The sequence below is a fragment of the Crenobacter sp. CS_VA4 genome (genome assembly GCF_055597485.1).
In genome coordinates, this window is record NZ_JBVMAE010000008.1 from 1 (window position 1) to 18,319 (window position 18,319).

General features: G+C 69.6%; 13 protein-coding genes and 1 tRNA gene. 9 read left to right on the forward strand and 5 right to left on the reverse strand.

All coding sequences use genetic code 11. From position 1 onward, the window contains the following. Position 1: 1 nt before the first annotated feature. Positions 2-77: transfer RNA gene (locus ACZ2IA_RS09280), tRNA-Phe, on the forward strand. 134 nt (positions 78-211) lie between these two features. Here ACZ2IA_RS09280 and bcsG read toward each other — a convergent pair. The 3 genes from bcsG to bcsE are packed head-to-tail and all read right to left on the reverse strand — an operon-like array spanning position 212 to position 3,649. Next, a complete protein-coding gene (bcsG, locus tag ACZ2IA_RS09285; protein WP_470292293.1) occupies positions 212-1,813 on the reverse strand; it encodes a cellulose biosynthesis protein BcsG in 1,602 nt (533 codons plus the stop codon). Next, a complete protein-coding gene (locus ACZ2IA_RS09290) occupies positions 1,806-2,030 on the reverse strand; it encodes a hypothetical protein (RefSeq protein ID WP_470292294.1) in 225 nt (74 codons plus the stop codon). The genes bcsG and ACZ2IA_RS09290 overlap by 8 nt, the downstream gene beginning before the upstream one ends. A gap of 2 nt (positions 2,031-2,032) precedes the next feature. Continuing rightward, entirely contained in the window at positions 2,033-3,649 is a 1,617-nt protein-coding gene (gene bcsE, locus ACZ2IA_RS09295; RefSeq protein ID WP_470292295.1) for a cellulose biosynthesis protein BcsE, read from the reverse strand. A 343-nt stretch (positions 3,650-3,992) separates the two neighbouring features. Between bcsE and bcsR the strand changes: the two genes are divergently transcribed. The 7 genes from bcsR to ACZ2IA_RS09330 are packed head-to-tail and all read left to right on the forward strand — an operon-like array spanning position 3,993 to position 15,310. Then, positions 3,993-4,160 (forward strand): BcsR/BcsP family cellulose biosynthesis protein, encoded by a 168-nt coding sequence (bcsR, locus tag ACZ2IA_RS09300; protein WP_470292296.1) that lies wholly within the window; start codon positions 3,993-3,995, stop codon positions 4,158-4,160. A 49-nt stretch (positions 4,161-4,209) separates the two neighbouring features. Further along, positions 4,210-4,965: a cellulose biosynthesis protein BcsQ gene (bcsQ, locus tag ACZ2IA_RS09305; RefSeq protein ID WP_470292297.1), complete on the forward strand. Its 756-nt coding sequence runs from the start codon at positions 4,210-4,212 to the stop codon at positions 4,963-4,965. Continuing rightward, complete coding sequence (gene bcsA / locus ACZ2IA_RS09310) at positions 4,962-7,553, forward strand: UDP-forming cellulose synthase catalytic subunit (protein ID WP_470292298.1); 2,592 nt, start codon at positions 4,962-4,964, stop codon at positions 7,551-7,553. The genes bcsQ and bcsA overlap by 4 nt, the downstream gene beginning before the upstream one ends. Beyond that, a complete protein-coding gene (bcsB, locus tag ACZ2IA_RS09315) occupies positions 7,550-9,823 on the forward strand; it encodes a cellulose biosynthesis cyclic di-GMP-binding regulatory protein BcsB (protein ID WP_470292299.1) in 2,274 nt (757 codons plus the stop codon). Before bcsA ends, bcsB begins: the two co-directional genes overlap by 4 nt. Beyond that, complete coding sequence (gene bcsZ, locus ACZ2IA_RS09320; protein ID WP_470292300.1) at positions 9,820-10,980, forward strand: cellulose synthase complex periplasmic endoglucanase BcsZ; 1,161 nt, start codon at positions 9,820-9,822, stop codon at positions 10,978-10,980. The genes bcsB and bcsZ overlap by 4 nt, the downstream gene beginning before the upstream one ends. Then, positions 10,950-14,909, forward strand: coding sequence for a cellulose synthase subunit BcsC-related outer membrane protein (locus tag ACZ2IA_RS09325; RefSeq protein ID WP_470292301.1), 3,960 nt, complete (start codon positions 10,950-10,952; stop codon positions 14,907-14,909). The genes bcsZ and ACZ2IA_RS09325 overlap by 31 nt, the downstream gene beginning before the upstream one ends. Positions 14,910-14,920: 11 nt before the next feature. After that, positions 14,921-15,310 carry a hypothetical protein gene (locus ACZ2IA_RS09330; protein WP_470292302.1) on the forward strand — a complete coding sequence of 130 codons (390 nt, stop codon included), beginning with the start codon at positions 14,921-14,923 and terminating at the stop codon, positions 15,308-15,310. Between the two features lie 64 nt (positions 15,311-15,374). Here the strand turns inward: ACZ2IA_RS09330 and ACZ2IA_RS09335 are convergent, their stop codons facing one another. Both ACZ2IA_RS09335 and ACZ2IA_RS09340 read right to left on the reverse strand, forming a co-directional pair. After that, positions 15,375-16,589: a CynX/NimT family MFS transporter gene (locus ACZ2IA_RS09335; RefSeq protein WP_470292303.1), complete on the reverse strand. Its 1,215-nt coding sequence runs from the start codon at positions 16,587-16,589 to the stop codon at positions 15,375-15,377. After that, positions 16,586-17,281 (reverse strand): FadR/GntR family transcriptional regulator, encoded by a 696-nt coding sequence (locus tag ACZ2IA_RS09340; RefSeq protein WP_470292304.1) that lies wholly within the window; start codon positions 17,279-17,281, stop codon positions 16,586-16,588. The genes ACZ2IA_RS09335 and ACZ2IA_RS09340 overlap by 4 nt, the downstream gene beginning before the upstream one ends. 140 nt (positions 17,282-17,421) lie before the next feature. Between ACZ2IA_RS09340 and ACZ2IA_RS09345 the strand changes: the two genes are divergently transcribed. Then, positions 17,422-18,204 (forward strand): class II aldolase/adducin family protein, encoded by a 783-nt coding sequence (locus ACZ2IA_RS09345; RefSeq protein WP_470292305.1) that lies wholly within the window; start codon positions 17,422-17,424, stop codon positions 18,202-18,204. Positions 18,205-18,319 lie beyond the last annotated feature (115 nt).

Consider the following 18,319-nt stretch of genomic DNA (forward strand, 5'->3'; position numbering starts at 1 on the left):
TGGCCAATTAGCTCAGTTGGTAGAGCAACGGATTGAAAATCCGTGTGTCCTTGGTTCGATTCCGAGATTGGCCACCAGAATTTCAAAGAGACCGCAGCCTGTGCTGCGGTCTTTTTGCGTTGGCGCGTCGGATCGGTCAGGCTTGTCGCTGATCGCACCGCACATGAAAAAACCGGCCCCTGCGGGCCGGCTTGTCGTTGCCGGTGTGGGATCACTGGCCGACCGGGTACGGCGTCCAGTCGCTGCCCTGCTGGCGCATCATGTAGCGCGAGCCATCCTGCAGCATCGCCGTTCCCTCGTTCTCGGCCACGTACGGCGTGGTCGGCAGTTGGTCGAGGTAGTTGCCCGGCTGATAGTCGGCGCCGAACGGGCTCTTGTTCACCATCTTCGACAGGATGGCCGACACCGCCAGGTAGCTGGTCGGCTGGTCGACCTTCACCTGACCGACCGTGGCGCTGCCGCCGATCACCTTGATCGCCGCCGGCACGATGGTGATCGCCGGGGTCGGGATCTCGCGCAGGCCGGAGAACTGCAGCTTGTCGCCGCGCAGCGCCGCGCCGTGCTCCGGCACCATCACCAGGATCACCTTGCGGTGCGATTTCTCCAACTGGTCGATGAAGCGGTTCAGGTTGTTGAACAGCGTATTGGCGCGCAGGTGATAGCTGTCCAGGCTATTGAGGTTGCCGGCGCCGACCACCCGGTTGCCGTCGTGCAGGCTGACGGTGTTGTAATAGGCGGCGACGTGCGGGGCGGTGTCGGCTTGGCGCTGTTCCTGCCAGCGGTTGAGCACCTCGTAGTCGTCGTAGATCGGCGAGTTGTCGAACGAGGTCTGCGCGACCTTCAGCCCCTTCTGCGACATCAACGGCAGGTTCCGCCGACCCTCGTTGCGGAGCAGCTTGAGGAAGTCGTCGAAGTGGCCGTCGTGGTTGAGTGTCAGTTCGGTCTTGAAGCCGAGCTTGGCCAGATCCTCGAACAGGAAGCACTGCGGCGAGGCGCTGTCGTAGAGTGCGGTGTGGGTGGGCTGGCCGCAACTGGCGCGCAGTACCCGCAGCGCCGCCGGGCCGCTGTAGGCGGCCGCCGAGTTGAAATGGGTGAACAGGAAGTCGAAGCGCGACAGTAGCGGGTGGTTGTCGAGCTTGACGTAGCGCAGGTCGTCCCAGGCGAGCGAGCAGATGTGGATCAGCAGGATGTCGAAACCCGGGTCGGCCAGTGGTAGGTTGAACGCCACCGCGCGCTGGCCCTCGCTCTTGTAGAAGGCGGCGAGCTTGTCGTCGAGCGACTGGCGGCCACCGCTGGCCGCGGCCGGCGCACCGTTGTCGGCGACCACGGCGGCGGGCGCCGGTCGGTACGTCGCCCACAGCTGCGATCCGCTGACGCCGACGAGCGCCAGCATCACCAGCGTGCCGAGGCGCAGGTAGCGCGACAGCAGCGTGTAGCCGACCACCAGCACCACCAACAGTGCGACCGCGTCCGGCTTGATGACGCGGCCGGCCAGCTCGAACAGGTAGCTGAGACTGAAGCCCTGGACCACCTTGAGCTGGCTTACCGTCTGGGTGAACGAAGGCAAGAAGGAGTCGTTGTAGAGCAGCGCCGCGGCGCCGACGATGGCGAGGCTGTTGCGCAGCCAGATTTTGACCCGGCCTTCCACCGGCAGCAGCAACAGCAACGCGAAGGCGAGGTTGGGCAGCGGGTGAAAGCCGAGCAACCCCTGCCAGAACAGCAGCAGCTTGGCGATGAAATAGATGCTCCAGGCACCGAGCCCGGTCGAGCGGGGCGGGGCAGCAGGAGCGAGACGGGGCGGGGCACTAGTCATGATGGCGGTCGGTGCTGGCCGGCGTCGCGTCGTTGCGCGCCGCCAGCTGGTTCAGGTAGGGGTGGGGTTCGAAGTAACGCAGTGCGTTGCGCCGTTGCCGCCACCGTGCCTTCAGCCATGGCAAGAGCCTGGCGTGCAGCGCATAGCCGGCGATCAGGCAGACCAGGGCAGTGACGAGCAATAGGAACTGTTGCGCGCTCAATTCGGGGTTCAGCATGGTCATGACTTCCGCTGCGAAGTGGATAGGCGGACCAGTGGGGCCGGCGTCGGCGGCTCTTGCCACGGCTTGACTAGCGGCACGGCCCGTAGCAGCGCGGGGGAGGGCAGTTGTTCGGCGATCGCGACGCCGAGGTCGGGCAGGTTGGCGAAGCCGGCCTGGCCGCGGAACTGCTCGAGCGCGAGCCGGATGCTGTCCGGGTCGGGGCTGCGTACCTCGCCCTCGAACAGCTCGCCGACCGGCAGCCGGAACAGGTGCTTTAGCGCGGTGTCGACGTCGTTGTCGCGGCAGGCGAACAGGAACAGGTAGACATGGTCGCGGTCGGCGCTGCACAGGTCGCCGGCGCGCTTGAAGCGGCACAGCCACAGCATGTCGAGCGGGCTGGCGCCGGGCGCGGGGCGCAGGCTGATCAGCACATTGTGGATGCCGATGGTGCGGCTGCGCTCCACGGTCGCGCTGACCGCCGCGGCAAAGCGTGCCGGCGGCAGGTAGCCGCGGTCGGTTTCCGGGCGGCTGGCCGCTTGCAGTGTGCCGCTTTCGCCGTCGAGCCGGCCCTGATAGACCGCCTGCTGCAGTGCGCCGACCAGGCTGAGCACGCTGGTCAGCCCCAATTCGGCCGGCAGCACGGCGTTGGCGCCCAGATTCAGCAGCAGCTGCTCGTCGCTGTGGCGCAGCCGGCTGTTGCCGACCTCGCGCACCAGGATCTTCAGCTGCTTGCCGCGGCTCAGGCGTAGCCGGTGTACCGTTTCGGCCAGCTCGGCGCTGTCGGCAGCGTCGAGCAGCACGGTGGCGGCCACGGCGTTGTCGGCGGCGTCGAGTAGCGCGGCGCGGTTGTCGAATAGCTGCCAGTGCGCCGACGGCGCCGCGTAGTCTGGCAGGCTCGCGCGGGTGGCTAGCACCCGCTGCCGGTCGCTGGCCGCACGTGCCGGCGTCGGCTGATCTGCGTCGGATGTGGTGTCGGCCTGTAGCCGGCCATTGGCGCTCAGCGTCAGCGGGAACGGCGTCGGCAGGGACAGCGCGTCGCTGCCCTGCCAGTGTTCGACCTGCCAGGTATAGTGGCCCTGCCACGACTGTTGGCCGAAGGCGAGTCCGGCGCAGTCGGCGCCCAACTGGCTGAGCAGCGCCAGCTGCGGCAGGTCGAGGCGTTGCGCGGCGAACACGAGCAGCAGGGTATGGCCGGTCTCGGCGGCCCAGTGCCGGCAGCGCTGCAGTTCGCGCTGGGCGGCGGGGCCGTGCTCGAGCGGCAAGTAGTCTTCGGCGTCGTCGAGCACCAGCAGCATCGGCCCGCCGGCCGGGTGCAGTCGGTGGCGGTAGTCGGCGAGTTCGGCCAACTGGCGCGTCAGCCGACCGGTGCGGTCGCGCCCCGCCGGCAACGGCGAGAGCAGTGCCGCACTGCCGGTGCGCAGGCGCTCGTCGAGTCGCGCGGTGTCAGGCTGCAGCGCGGGATCGGCGCGGCTGACGCACAGCAAGGGCCGTTCGCCGCCACCGGGCAGATTGCCGAACAGCAGGGCGCGGGCGAGCAGCGCCGTCTCGCTCGCGACTAGGTAGACGGCCCCGGCGGTGAGGCTGGCCGCAGCCGGATCGAGTCCGGTGATGCCAAGCGTTGGTAGAGTCTGCATGTCGGTGACGCCGTATCACGGGCACGGCGGATGGATCCTTGATTTAGCGGTGGTCGGGTGGCCCTGCGAAGCTAGACGACCGGCACAATGATTTGACTGGAATATCAATGTTGGCTAATTTTATGCGATTGCGGTGGAAATTCTAAAACACTTTCAATGTAATATTAATTATGATGTTTGCGTTAAAGAGATTATGCTTCGTTCTCGCCTGACCAGCGAGTTTTCTACCGCCGGACGGCCAGACGGCCGGCCGATCGGCGATAACGTTACAATTCTAATGACTTCAGTTTAAACAGTATATTGAATAGCCGGGCACGCCGACGTGCGGCCGGCAAGGTTGATCATGCAAGAAGATATTCGTCGTTTGTACACCCACCTCCACCAGCCCGAGTTCCGTTTCCGGGAGCTGCGGCTGAGCGAAGCGGCCGAAGCGGCGTGCCAGCGCTGGCCGCTGCTGCAGTCGATCCGCGCCGAGGCGCCGGTTGAGCCGGCGGCGGCCGAGCGGACCTGATGCGGGGCGAGGAGGCCGCCGAGCGCTTGGCGGCAGAAGGGGGGCGAACGTGTCGATTCTCGCGGTAACCGGCGCCAAGGGCGGCACCGGCAGCACGGCCGTGGTGGCCGGGCTCGCCGGTGCCTGGGCTCGCCAGCAGCAGGCGGTGCTGGCGCTCGACCTGTGCCGGCAAAACCTGCTGCGCCTGCATTTTGGCCAGGACTGGCACGAGACCGACGGCTGGCATGCCCGGCTGGCGGTGGGGCACGACTGGAGCGAGGCCGCCTGGCGGACTGCCACCGGGCTCACCTTCGTGCCGCACGGCCTGTCCCCCGATGACGCTTCCGCAGCGGTTCTGGGCGAGTCGCGCTGGCTGGCCGGCGAGCTGGCCAGCCTCGACTTGCCGGCCGGCAGCCGGCTGCTGCTCGATACGCCGAGCGCGCCCGGCGGCGCGCGAGCTCAGGCGCTGGCCGCGGCCGACCAGGTGCTGGTGTTGCTGGCGCCGGAGCCGCTGTCCTGCGGCCTGCTCGGCCAGGTCGAGGCCGAGCTGCTACAGCACGGCGTGGCGCCGGAGAGGCTGCTGTTCGTGCTGAGCCGTTTCGATCCGACCCGCCAGCTCGACCGCGACGTCGAGCTGCTGCTGCGCGAGATGTTGGCCGAACGGCTGGCTCCGTTGCCGCTGCACCGGGACGAGGCGGTGCGCGAGGCTCTGGCGATGCAGCAGCTGGTCGCCGACTACGCGCCGCACAGCCAGGCGGCTGACGACTTCCGCCAGCTGGCGACCTGGTTGTCGATCCGGCTGGAAGCCGGCGCGAGGTCGCGATGAGCGGTCGCTGGTCGCGCTGGCTGCTGGCGAGCGGCTGGGTGCGTCATCCCGACGACGCCCGCTCGCTCGGCGCCGTGCTGCTCAGCCTGTTCCTGGTCCCGCCGGCCGACGGCTGGCAGGCCTGGGGCCGGCGCGCCCGCCACTACTTTCCGCATGTGGATTTCGACCGGCTGCGTCCGGCCGACCCGGTGCGCATCGTGCTGCAGTGCCTGTGGCTGCTGCTGGTGCGCCTCCCCGGCGAAGCCCGCCACGGGCCGGACCTGCGCCGCGCGCTGCCGCGGCGTCGCTGGCAGGAGCGCCGCCATGTCGAGGGGGCGCTGCGCCTGGGCTGGCAGCGCGCCAAGACGTGGGCGCTGCGGCGCTTTCCGGCGCTGCTCGATCGCACCCGGCTGCGCGGCTCGGTCGAGCAGGCGGCGCTGCACCCGTTCTGGGACCACTGGCTGGCGCGCTACGCCTGCTACGCGTTGGCGGTGCTGCTGGCGCTGGTGTGTATCACCACACCGTTCGACGTCGCCTCGCAGGCGCTGTTCGTGGTGCTGCTGCTGGCGGTGGCGCTGTGGGTGCGCCGGGTGCCCGGGCCGGTGCCGACGCTGATCTTGATGGTATTCTCGATTACCGTGTCGACCCGCTACATCTGGTGGCGCGCCACCTCGACGATCAACGACGACAGCGTGGCGAACCTGATCGCCGGCGTGGTGCTGCTCGGCGCGGAGCTGTACGCCTGGCTGGTGCTGTTGCTGGGCTTCTTCCAATCGTCGTGGATGCTGCGCCGCAAGGTCGTCGTGCTGCCGGCCGACCCCGTCTGCTGGCCGAGCGTCGACGTGTTCATCCCGACCTACAACGAGCCGCTGCGGGTACTGAAGCCGACCGTCTACGCCGCGCTGGCGCTCGACTGGCCGCGCGACCGGCTCAACGTCTATATCCTCGACGACGGAAGCCGCGACGAGGTGCGCGGGTTCGCCGACGAGATCGGTGTCGGCTACATCGTCCGGGAGCGTCACAACCACGCCAAGGCCGGCAACATCAACCACGCGCTTACGCTGACCGACGGCGAGTTCGTGGCGATCTTCGACTGCGACCACATCCCGACCCGCTCCTTCCTGCAGGTGACGATGGGCGGCTTCCTGACCGACACCCGGCTGGCGCTGGTGCAGACGCCGCACCATTTCTTCTCGCCCGACCCATTCGAGCGCAATCTGCAGACCTTCCGCAAGGTGCCGAACGAGGGTGAGCTGTTCTACGGCCGGGTGCAGGACGGCAACGACCTGTGGAACGCGACGTTCTTCTGCGGCTCGTGCGCGGTGCTGCGCCGCGGCCCATTGCTGGAGATCGGCGGTATCGCGGTCGAGACGGTGACCGAGGACGCGCACACCTCGCTGAAACTGCACCGCCGCGGCTACCGTTCGGCCTACCTCAACCTGGTACAGGCCGCCGGCCTCGCCACCGAGAGCCTGTCGGCGCACATCGGCCAGCGCATCCGCTGGGCGCGCGGCATGGCGCAGATCTTCCGCACCGACAACCCGATGTTCGGCCGCGGTCTGTCGCTGGCGCAGCGGCTGTGCTACAGCAACGCGATGCTGCATTTCCTGTACGGCATCCCGCGCACGGTGTTCCTGACCGCGCCGCTGGCGTTCCTGCTGCTGCACGCCTACACCATCTACGCGCCGGCGATGGCGATCGTGCTGTATGTGCTGCCGCACATGGTGTTCGCCACCATCACCAACTCGCGGATGCACGGCCAGTTCCGCCGCTCGTACTGGGGCGAGATCTACGAGACGGTGCTGGCCTGGTACATCACGCTGCCGACCACCATCGCGCTGCTGTTCCCGAAGCTCGGCAAGTTCAACGTCACCGCCAAGGGCGGCATCGTCGAGGAAAGCTATTTCGACTGGAACATCACCAAGCCGTACCTGGTGCTGATGTCGCTGAACCTGTTCGGCCTGTTCGCCGGCGGCTACCGCCTGCTGACCGGGCCGAACGACGAGATCGGCACGGTGCTGGTGAATATGGCGTGGACCGGCTACAACCTGTTCCTGCTCGGCGCCGCGCTGGCGGTGGCCAAGGAGTCGCGCCAGGTGCGGGTGACGCACCGGGTGCACGCCCGCCTGCCGCTGACGCTGCACCTGCCGGACGGCAAGTGCCTGCCGTGCCACACCCTCGATTACTCCGAGGGCGGCATGGCGATCGAGCTGCCGCAGGCGCTGAAGCTGGCGCCGGACACGCCGATCAGCGTGTCGCTGCGCCGCAGCGGCCGCAGTTTCGCCTTCCCGTGCCTGACCGTGTTCGCCAAGGGTAACCGCCTGAGCCTGCGCTTTGCCGCGCTCAGCCGCCAGCAGGAAATGGACCTGGTGCAATGCACCTTCGCGCGCGCCGACGCCTGGCTCAGCGACAACGCGCGTGCGCCCGAGCAGACCCCGATGCACGGCCTGCGCGACATCTTCCGGCTCGGCCGGGACGGCTTCCGCCTGCTGTTTGCGCAGGTGCTCGACTACCTGGACCCGCTGCCATCCCGGCTGGCGCGGCTGGCCCGCCGGCTCGCCAGCCTGCTGCCGCGCCAGCCGGCCCTCCTGATAGAAGGAAAATCATGACGCGTCCCGTGCTCATCCCCCTCTTGGCGCTGACGGTGGCGGGCCCGCTGTCCGCCGCCACGCTGCCCGACTTCTCCGCCGGCACGGCCGGGCGCGCGCCGCTCGCCGCGACGGCTTCGGCCAAGCCGCTGATCAGCACTCGCACGCTGAGCTTCCGCCAGCTCGGCGCGCAGTCGCCGCTCAGCCTGCGCGGCGGCAACGGCATCGCCGGGATCAACTTCGGTAGCCGCAGCGACGAAGTGATCACCCAGGCCAAGCTCAGGCTGCGCTATACCTACTCGCCGTCGATGTTGGCCGAACTGTCGCATATCAAGGTGATGCTCAACGACGAGGTGGTGGCGGTGCTGCCCTTGCCCAAGGACAAGGGTGGCACGCCGCAGCTGCTCGAGTTGCCGCTCGATTCGCGGCTGTTGGCCGACTTCAACCGCCTGCAGTTCCGGCTGATCGGCCACTACACCAACCAGTGCGAGGACCCGGCGCACAGTAGCCTGTGGGCGCAGATCAGCAATACCAGCGAGCTGGTGCTGACCGCGCAGTCGCTGCCGCTGGTGAACGACCTGGCACGCTTCCCCGAGCCGTTCTTCGACAAGCGCGATTTCACCCGGCTGACGCTGCCGTTCGTGTTCGCCGGCCAACCCACGCTCGGCACCTTGCAGGCGGCCGGCGAGCTGTCCTCCTGGTTCGGCGCCGCCGCCGGCTGGCGCGGTGCGCGCTTCCCGACACTGCTCGACAGCCTGCCAACGGCGCAGCACGCGGTGGTGTTCGCCACCAACGGCCAGCGGCCCGGCTTCCTCGCCAAGTACCCGCAGGTCACCGCGCCGACCGTGGCGATCATCGCCAACCCGAACCGGCCCGAGCGCAAGCTGCTGCTGGTGCTCGGCCGCGACGACAAGGACCTGAAGCTCGCCGCCGACGCGCTGGTGCTCGGCCAGGCGGCGATGACCGGTTCACAGGTGACGGTGGGCTCGGTCAAGCTCGACGCGCCGCGCCAGGCCTATGACGCACCGAACTGGGTGCGGCTCGATAGGCCGACCAAGTTCGGCGAGCTGGTCGGCAGCCAGCAGGAGCTGGAGGTGGCCGGTCAGCAGCCCGACCAGGTCCGCGTCAACCTGCGCGTGCCGGCCGACCTGTTCACCTGGCGCAGCCGCGGCATCCCGATCGCGCTGAAGTTCCGTTACACCGCACCGGCCAAGCTCGACGGCTCGCGGCTGTCGGTGGCGATCAACGACAACTTCGTGCAGAGCTTCAACCTGCGCCCGGCCGGGCAAGGCGGCGAGCAGTCGTCGCTGCGCCTGCCGCTGCTGGACGACGGCCTGCTCGGCGGCGGCAACGAGGTGCTGCTGCCGGCGTTCCGCGTCGGCAGCCGCAACCAGCTGCAGTTCCAGTACTCATTCGTGCTGCAGAAGGAGGGCAACTGCAACAGCAGCTCCAACGACAACTTCCGCGCCGCGATCGATCCGGATTCGCAGATCGACTTCAGCGGCTACCCGCACTACACCACCTTGCCCAACCTCGGCTTCTTCGCCAACTCGGGCTACCCGTTCACCAAGTACGCCGACCTCTCAAACAGCGCGCTGGTCGTGCCGGCCAAGCCGTCGGCGCCGGACATCGAGGCGATGCTGACGCTGCTCGGCCGGATGGGCGAGGCGACCGGCTACCCGGCCCTGCGCTATCGGCTGGTGGCGCCGGCGCAGATCGACATGGTGAAGGATGCCGACCTGCTGGTGATCGGCGCGGCGGCGCAGCAGCCGCTGTTGCAGGCCTGGCGCGACCGGCTGCCGACCTCGATCGACGGCAGCGACCGGCGCGTCGCCGACAGTGCCTATTCGGCCAACTCGGCGTTCGCCTGGCTCAGCGCCGACGCTAAGCCGAACACCGCCATCCTCGGCCAGGCGCAGATCCGCGCACAGGGCAAGATGGCGGCGCTGCTCGGCTTCGAGTCGCCGTATACCAAGGGGCGCAGCGTGGTGCTCGTGACCGGTTCCGAGCCGGGCGCGCTCGGCCAGGCGCTCGACGCGCTCGACGACGGTGGCAAGGTTGCCGCGATGCACGGCAGCGCGGTGCTGATCCGCGCCGACGCCGTCGAGAGCCAGTTGGTCGGCCCGACCTACGAGGTCGGTAAGCTGCCGCTGTGGACCTGGGTGTGGTTCTTTCTGTCGGAGCGGCCGATCCTGTTGGCGATCATGGCGGTGCTGGCGGTGTGCACCTTCGCCTTCGCGATCCTGCGACTACTGAAAGCGGTGACCGCACGCCGGCTGGGAGAGAAATGATGCGTAGATTGAGCAAGCACTGGTTCGCCGTCGGCCTGTTGTGCCTCGCCGGCGCGACGCAGGCCGCCACGCCGTGCGGCGACTGGCCGGACTGGACCACCTTCAAGCAGCGCTTCCTGTCCGACGGCGGCCGGGTGATCGACCGCAGCACCGAGAACCTGCAGACCACCTCGGAGGGGCAGTCGTACGCGCTGTTCTTCGCGCTGGTCGCCAACGACCGCGCCGCCTTCGAGCAGGTGCTCGGCTGGACCCGCGACAACCTGGCCGGCGGCGACCTGACCGCGCGGTTGCCCGCCTGGCAGTGGGGCAAGCGCGCCGACGGCAGCTGGAACGTGATCGACGCCAACAGCGCGTCCGATTCCGACCTGTGGATCGCCTACAGCCTGATCGAGGCCGGCCGGCTGTGGCGCGAGCCGCGCTATACGGCGCTGGGCAAGCTGCTCGGCCAACGCATGCTGCGCGAGGAGACCGCCGAACTGCCCGGCCTCGGACTGACGCTGCTGCCGGGGGCAAAGGGCTTCCATCCTGAACCGACACTGTGGCGGCTGAACCCGAGTTATGTGCCGCTGCAGCTGGTCGAGCGGATGGCACGGGCGATGCCCGATTCGGGCTGGACCAAGCTGCTCGCGAGCTCCGAGAAGCTGATCCTGAAGAGCGCGCCGAGGGGCTTCGCGCCGGACTGGGGCGGCTACCGGACAGGCAAAGGCTTCGTGCCGGATACCCAGACGAAAGCTGTGGGCAGCTACGACGCGATCCGCGTCTACACCTGGGCCGGCATGCTGGCGCCCGAGCTACCGGGACGCGTGCGGCTCTTGAAGTGGCTGTCGCCGATGGGGACGCTGGTCGCGCAGCGCGGTGCACCGCCGACCGAGGTCGACACCGTCAGCGGCCAGGCCGGCGCCGACGTCGGGCCGGTCGGCTTCTCGGTCGCGCTGCTGCCGTTCCTGGCGGCGTCGGGGCAGAAGAACGCCGTCGACGAGCAGCTGACCCGGCTCGCCGCCCAGCCGTTGGCCGAACGGCCGCAGAATTACTACGAGCATGTGTTGTCGCTGTTCGGCCTGGGCTGGCAGCAGCAGCGCTATTCGTTCAACCGGTACGGCGAAGTCCGACCGCGCTGGGAGACGGCATGTCCCGCTTCGCCCCGCTCCTCGTCCTGAGCGCGCTGGCGGCCGTGCCGGCCGCCTTCGCCGCACCGTCGCCGGTCGACCCGGTGCAGGCGCTGCTCGACCAGGCGCGTCTCTGGCAGGGGCTCAACCGCAACGATCTGGCGCAGCAGGCGCTCGACAAGCTGCTGCGCATCGCGCCGAACAACCCGGAGGGCCTGACCCAGCTCGCGCTGCTGCAGCTGAAAAACCGCCAAGGCAAGGAGGCGGCGGCGACGCTGGCGAAATTGAAGCGGCTCTATCCCGGCTACGACGGCATCGCCCGCATCGAGCAGCAGCAGCGCCTGGCCGGTGCCGATCAGGGCAAGCTGTTGGCCGCCCGGGCGCTGGCGCGCAGCGGCCAGATCGACGCGGCGATCGCGGCGTTCGACGCGCTGTACGGCGGCCGCCCGCCCGAGGGCGAGCCGGCGATCGAATACTGGCAGCTGGTGGCGCGCAGCCCGAACAACGGCTGGGCGCGCGCCCGCGCCGGCCTCGCCGCGCTGGTCGCGGCCAACCCCGACAACCGCCGCTACCGGCTGACGCTGGCCGACCTGTACCTGAACAAGCCGCCGGCCCCGCCGGCGGTGTTGGCCGAACTGAAGGCGCTCAGCGTCCATCCGGACAGCCGCAGCCAGGCGCTCGGTATCTGGCGCCGCGCGCTGTTGCAGGAAGACCTCGGCTCGCTGCAGCGCGACGCGTTCACTTCCTACCTGCGCGAGGTGCCGGACGACGACGCGGTGAAGGACAAGCTCGCCAGCCTCGACGACGCGGCCGCCAAACAGCGCGCGCTGCTCGCCGACCCGGCGTACCGCGCCCGGCTCGACGCCGGCCGGCTGCTCGACCAGAACCGCCTGGCCGACGCCGACGCCAAATTGGCGCTGGCACGGCAGCGCTACGGCAACGAGGTCGACGTGCTTGGCAACCTCGGCCGGCTACGCGAGAAGCAGGGCAAGTACGACGAGGCGATCGATTATTACCGGCAGGCCGCGGCGAAGGACAGCGACAAGGCCGGCTGGCAGCGCCGCATCGCCGATGCGCGCTTCGCGCAGCTCTTGGCCGACGCGGAGCGGGCCGAGGCCGCCGGGCGGCTCGAGCAGGCGTCGGCGGCGTTGGCCGAAGCGGGAAAGATCAAACCGGCTTCGGCCGAGCTGCGCGTCGCGCAGGGCCAGCTGCTCGTGAAACAGGGCAAGCCGGCCGCGGCGCGCGACGCCTATGAGGGGGCGCTGACGGCCGAGCCGGACAACGGATCGGCGCTCTCCGGGCTGGTCGGGCTGTACCTCGCCAGCGGCGAGCTCGACGAGGCGAGCCGCTACCTGCAGTCGCTCAGCCCGGCGCGGCGCAAGGCGCTCGGCCGCGCCTACCCGGCTGCACAGGCAAGGGTCGAGCGCGAGCGCGCCGACCGCTTGCAGGCGGCCGGGCACACCGACGAGGCGATCGCCGCCTTGCAGCGCGCGGTGGTGGCGATGCCGCAGGACCCGTGGAACCGCTTCGCTCTCGCCAACGCCTACGTCGCCGCTGGCCAAGCGGCACGCGGCGACAAGCTGCTGCGTGAACTGGCCGATGCGCCGGCGCCGGACAGCGATGCGCTGTACGCCTACGCGCTGTTCAGCTCGCGTGCCGAGAGCGACCGCGCCGCGCTGGCCGCGCTGCAGCGCATCGCGCCGGCGCAGCGCAGCGCCGGCATGGGGCAGCTGCAGCGCCGGCTGTGGCTGCGCGAAACGCTGCGCCTGGCCGAGGCCGACGTCGCCGCCGGCCGGCCGGACCGCGCCGAACGTCGACTCGACCTGGCCGAACGGCAACTGGCCGGCGACCCGGAGCGGCTCGCCGAACTGGCCAAGGGTTGGCAGGCGCTCGGCAATACAGACCGGGCGCTCGCGCTGATGCAGCGCCTCTACGCCGCGCAGCCGTCGCCCGAGGTGACGCTGCGCTACGCCGACCTGCTGCTCGACCTTGACCGCAACGACGAGGTGCGCGCGCTGCTCGAGCGCTTGCCGGCCCATACTCTCGACAAGGACGAGCAGGCGTCGCTGACATCGGCGCGCTCGACCTTGGCGGTCCGTCTCGCTGACCGCGAACGCGAGGCCGGCCACGGCGCGCGTGCACGCGCCTTGCTGTTGCCGGCGCTCGCCGCCGATCCGGCCAACCCGCGCTTGCTGCGCAGTGTCGCGGCGCTCGATCTCGATCAGCGGCGCTGGCAGGATGCCCGTCAGCGCCTCGACGAGGTGTTGCAGCGCGACCCGAGCGATGACGAAGCGCGGCTGCAGCTGGTCGACGTCGACCGCTTGTCCGGTCGGACCGAGGCGGCACGCGCCGGCATCGACCAGCTGCTGGCCGAGCCGCCCAAGCGCAGCGTCGACTTCCGGCTGCGGGTGATCGACCGGCTGACCGCATTGGGTGATCTCGCCCGTGCCGACCGGGAGGTGAACCGGCTATTCGCCGCGGGCGAGCCGACGCCGCGGCTGTGGGGTTACTCCGCCCGCCAGGCGCGGCGCGCCGATCGGCCCGACCAGGCGCTGCTGCGCTACCAGGCCGGTTTCGCCCCGGTCGGCCTGCGCCCGCACCTGACCGAGATGATGGCGTCGCCGGAGACGGACCCCGCCCCGGCGCTGCAGGCGCCGCCGCCGAGCACGGCCTTGTCGCGGCTGATGATCCCCGGCCAAGCCGCGGCCGCCGCCGAGGTGCCGGCGCTGCCGGGGGCGACGGCGAGCGTAGCTCCGGCACTGCTGAGAAATCAGCCGCTGCAGCCGATCGCGGCCGAGCCGGCCGGAAACACCGAGCTGCACGAGCAATACGCCGAGCTGATCGACCGGCGTACCGGCGACGTGCAGGCCGGACTTGACGTGACGGTGCGCGGCACCGGCACGGCCGGCCAGTCGCAGCTGCTGCTGGTGCAGACGCCGCTGCTGGTGAACGTGCCGGGTCCGCACGAGGGCAAGTTCTTCGTGCGCAGCGACCCGGTGACGATGAGCGCCGGCTCGCTCGATCCGAACGATTCGTTCAACCGCGACCGCTTCGGGTCGATCCGGCAGTGCGCCGACAAGGTCGCCTGCGCCGAGCGGGCCGGCCGGCAGAGCGCCAGCGGCGTCGCGGTCGGCATGGGTTACGAGAACGAAAACTGGCGGCTCGACATCGGCACCACGCCGATCGGCTTCCCGGTGCAGGACGTGGTCGGCGGGGTGAAACATTACGGCAAGCTCGGCCAGCTCAACTACAACGTCGACGTGTCGCGCCGGCCGCTGACCAGTTCGGTGCTGACCTACGCCGGCACCACCGACCCGGGCACCGGCAAGACCTGGGGCGGGGTGCGGGCGACCGGTGCCAGCGTCGGGCTCGGCTACGACCAGGGCGGCGACTTGGGAGTCTGGTCGAACCTCGGTTACCACGAGCTGACCGGCGAGAATGTGCTCGACAACCGTCGTCTCACCGCGATGGGCGGAGTGTACTGGCGGGTGTTGCGCGAGGACACCCGGCGGGTGACGGTGGGGATCAACACGATCAACTTCTGGTACAAGGAAAACCTCAGCGAGTTCACCTTCGGCCAGGGCGGCTATTACAGCCCGCAGCGCTACAACTCGCTGTCGTTGCCGGTCAGCTACGCCGGCCGAGACGAGCGCTGGAGCTATCTGCTGCGCGCCTCGGTGTCGGCGTCTAATTCGCGCGTGAAGGACTCGCCGTATTACCCGACCGACCCGCAGCTTCAGGAGCAGGCGGGCGATCCGATCTTCACGGGTAGCTCGGGCTGGGGCAGCGGCGCCTCGCTCAGCGGCGCGTTCGAGTACCAGATGGCGCCACTATGGGTGCTCGGCGGCAGCTTCGACCTCGAGTACTCGCAGTACTACCAGCCCAGTCGCGCCAGCCTGTACCTGCGCTACCTGTTCGCCCCGTCGGCCAACCCGCTGCCGTTCCCGCCGGAGCCGCTGCAACCGTACTCGAGTTTCTGAGGAGCCGGCCGATGCCATCGCTATCTCTCGTTCGGCCAACCTTGGGCCTGCTGCTCGCGCTGTCGGCGGTGCCGCTGTACGCGGCCGACACGCTCGACCCGCTGGCGGCCGCCAGGGCGCAATACTGGAAGAACCCGTATTCCCCGTCGGTGATCAACAACCTGGCGCTGCGCCTCGTCGAGGCCGGCGATGCGGCTAGCGCGCGGCTGCTGCTGTATCGCGCGGTGCGGATCGCGCCGGACCGCCAGGACATCCGCGCCAACCTGGCGCGGCTCGAGGCCGGTTCGCGCCGGGTCGTGAGCGGGCCGGCCGGCGAAGTCGCGCCGCCGGGCGTGGCCAAGCCGTCGGCGAGCCCCGACGAGCCGCCGCCGCTCTGGCCCTTGCCGAACCCTAAGCGCTGAATACCCGATAAAACAACGGCCCGGTCTCCCTCAGGAGCCGGGCCGTTGTTCCAGGGGCTGAGAATCAGCTTTCGTTCGGCGTCACCGCCACCTGCCGGTCGCGTCCGGCCAACAGGCCGAACAGCAGCGCGCCGACGCCGAACAAGAGATACACGGCGAAGGCGTCGTGCCAGTTGCCGAACAGGTCGTGGCTGAGCCCGACCAGCAGCGGTCCGGTCGACGCCACCAGGTAGCCGGCGCCCTGCGCCATCCCCGACAGCTGCGCCGCCACCTGCACGTTAGGTGCCCTGAGCACGATCAGCGTCAGCCCCATGCTGAACATCCCGCCGAGGCCCAGTCCCATCAGCGACGCCCAAAGCCACAGCACGTCGAGCGGCGCGTACAGCGCACCGGCGAAGCCCGCCATCGACATTGCCAGCATCGCGACGATCACCAGCCGCTGGTCGCGGCAATGGCTGGACAGCCACGGCGCGCCGAGTGAGCTGGCTAGCTGGGTCAACATCAATAGCGACAGCGTCCAGCCGGCGGCGAGCGGGCTCAAGCCGCGGTCGACCATCATCGTCGGAAACCAGCTGAACACGATGTAGGCGTGGCTCGACTGCAGGCCCATATAGCCGGTGACCTGCCAGGCGATCGGGTCGCGCCACAGCCCGCGCGCCACGCCGTGGCGGCGCGTGTTCGCGTGCGCCTGGCGCAGCTGCGGCCACCACAGCACCGCGGCCAGCAGCGCCGGCAGTGCCCAGACGCCGAGACCGACCTGCCAACCGCCGCCGGCGTCGCGCGCCGGCACGGTCAGTCCGGCGGCCACGGCCGCACCGAGGCACAGCGCCATCGTGTAGAGCCCGGTCATCAAGTGGGCGCGGCCGGCGAAGTCGCGCTTGACGATGCCGGGCAGCAGCACGCCGACCACGCCGATGCTAGCGCCGGCGAGCACGGTGCCGGCGAACAGCCCGGCTGTGGCACCGACGCTACGCAGCGCGGTGCCGATGGCGAGCAGCAGCAGTGATATCAGGATCACCCGTTCGGCACCGTAACGCGCGGAGAGGCGCGGCGCCAGCGGTGCAGCCAGGCCGAGGCAGAACACCGGGATGGTGGTCAACAGGCCGGCGGCGCCGGCCGACAGACCTAGCGAGGCAGTGATCTCGCCCAGCAGCGGGCCAAGGCTGGACAGCGCCGGACGCAGGTTCAGCGAGACCAGCAGCAGGCCCGCGAGCAGCAGCGCGGTGGACGGTTGGCCGACGGTGGACGGGGCGGTGGCCTCACGGGGCAGTTCGCTCATGCAGTCTCCAGATAGGCGGGTGACGGGGGCAGGTGGTTGTCGTAGTCGGCGATGCGCTGCACCGCGGCGGCGGCCGCGTCGCCGTCGCCGCGGGCGATCGCGTCGACGATCGCCCGGTGCAGCGCGTCGCCAGGCTGCGGCGCGGCCGGGTCGCTCAGCGAGGCGGCGAGCAGTTCGCGCAGCGCCAGGCCGGTGAAGCGATACAGCTCGAGCAGCACCGGGTTGTGCGCGCACGCGACCACCTGGCGGTGGAAGCGGATGTCGAGCTCGATGCGGCGTTCGGCGTCGCGCTGCGGGTCGAGCGCGTTGATCTCGTCGAGCAGCGCGTACAGCGCTTCCACGTCGTCGGGGCGGGCGCGGAGGGCGGCGAGCCGCGCGGCCTGCGTCTCGATCACCGCACGCACCTCGGCATGATGCTCGCGCGCGGCGCCGGCCAGGGTGCGCACCGTGTCGAGCGCATCGGCGCGGCTGCGCAGATAGGTGCCGTCGCCCTGGCGCACCTCGAGCACGCCGGCGAACGCGAGTACCCGGACCGCCTCGCGCACCGTGTTGCGGCTCATGCCGAGCTGTTCGGCCAACACGGGCTCGATCGGCAGCCGGGCGCCGGGCAGCCAGTCGCCGGCGTTGATTCGGCTGCTTAATCGGTCGACTGCTTGCTCGACCAGGGAGCGGCGCGGGGTGGGTGATGCCATTCGGTAATTCATCCGATGAATTGTGTCGGTCAAAATCTACGCCGCCCGATGGCGAATGGCAAGGCCGCGGCGATGACCGGCCACCCGGCTTCGTGCCATAATTCGGCAGTGGAAACATTTTCCGAAGAAAGGATGGGGCGATGAGCCAGGACGGACTGCAACTGGAATTTGCCGCCGGGCGGGTCGCCGACAACGGTGTCAGCGAAGCCGAATGGCAGGCGCGCCAGGATCTCGCCGCCTGCTACCGGCTGGTGGCCTTGAACGGCTGGGACGACCTGATCTACACGCATGTGTCGCTGGCGGTGCCGGGCGAAGCGGGGCGCTTCCTGATCAACCCGTTCGGCCTCTCGTTCGACGAGGTCACCGCCAGCAATCTGGTGAAGATCGACATCGCCGGCAATATCGTCGGCGACAGCCCGCACCGGGTGAACAAGACCGGCTTCGTGATCCACGCCGCGGTGCACTCGGCGCGGGCCGACGCGCAGTGCGTGATGCATCTGCATAACGACGCCGGCATCGCGGTGGCGATGTTGGCCGAAGGGCTGCTGCCGCTGTCGCAGCACGCGTTGCGCTTCTACGGCGACCTGGCCTATCACGGCTACGAGGGCCTGGCGCTGACCGAGGCGGAAAAGACCCGGCTGATCGCCAGCCTCGGCACGAAGAACGCGATGCTGCTGCGCAACCACGGCACGCTGGTGTGCGGCCGCACCGTGGCCGAGGCGTATTGCCTGATGGACACGCTCGACAAGGCCTGCCGCACCCAGCTGGCGGCGATGGCCGCCGGCAAGCTGGTGATGCCGCCGCCCGAGGTGTGCGAGCGCACCTACCAGCAGCTCTTGCCCGGCGACACGCCGGAGGGCGAGCTGGAGTGGCCTGCACTGTTGCGCAAGCTCGAGCGGCTGTCACCCGGTTTCCGCGACTAAGAACCGGCTCACAAAGCCCTCCCGGCATTGTCGCGCTGCCTTGCCGTCTTGTACTTCTGCGGCAGCGCGGCGAGCAGGACTGCTTCGCTGTGTGGGCGGCTGTATGCCGATCAAT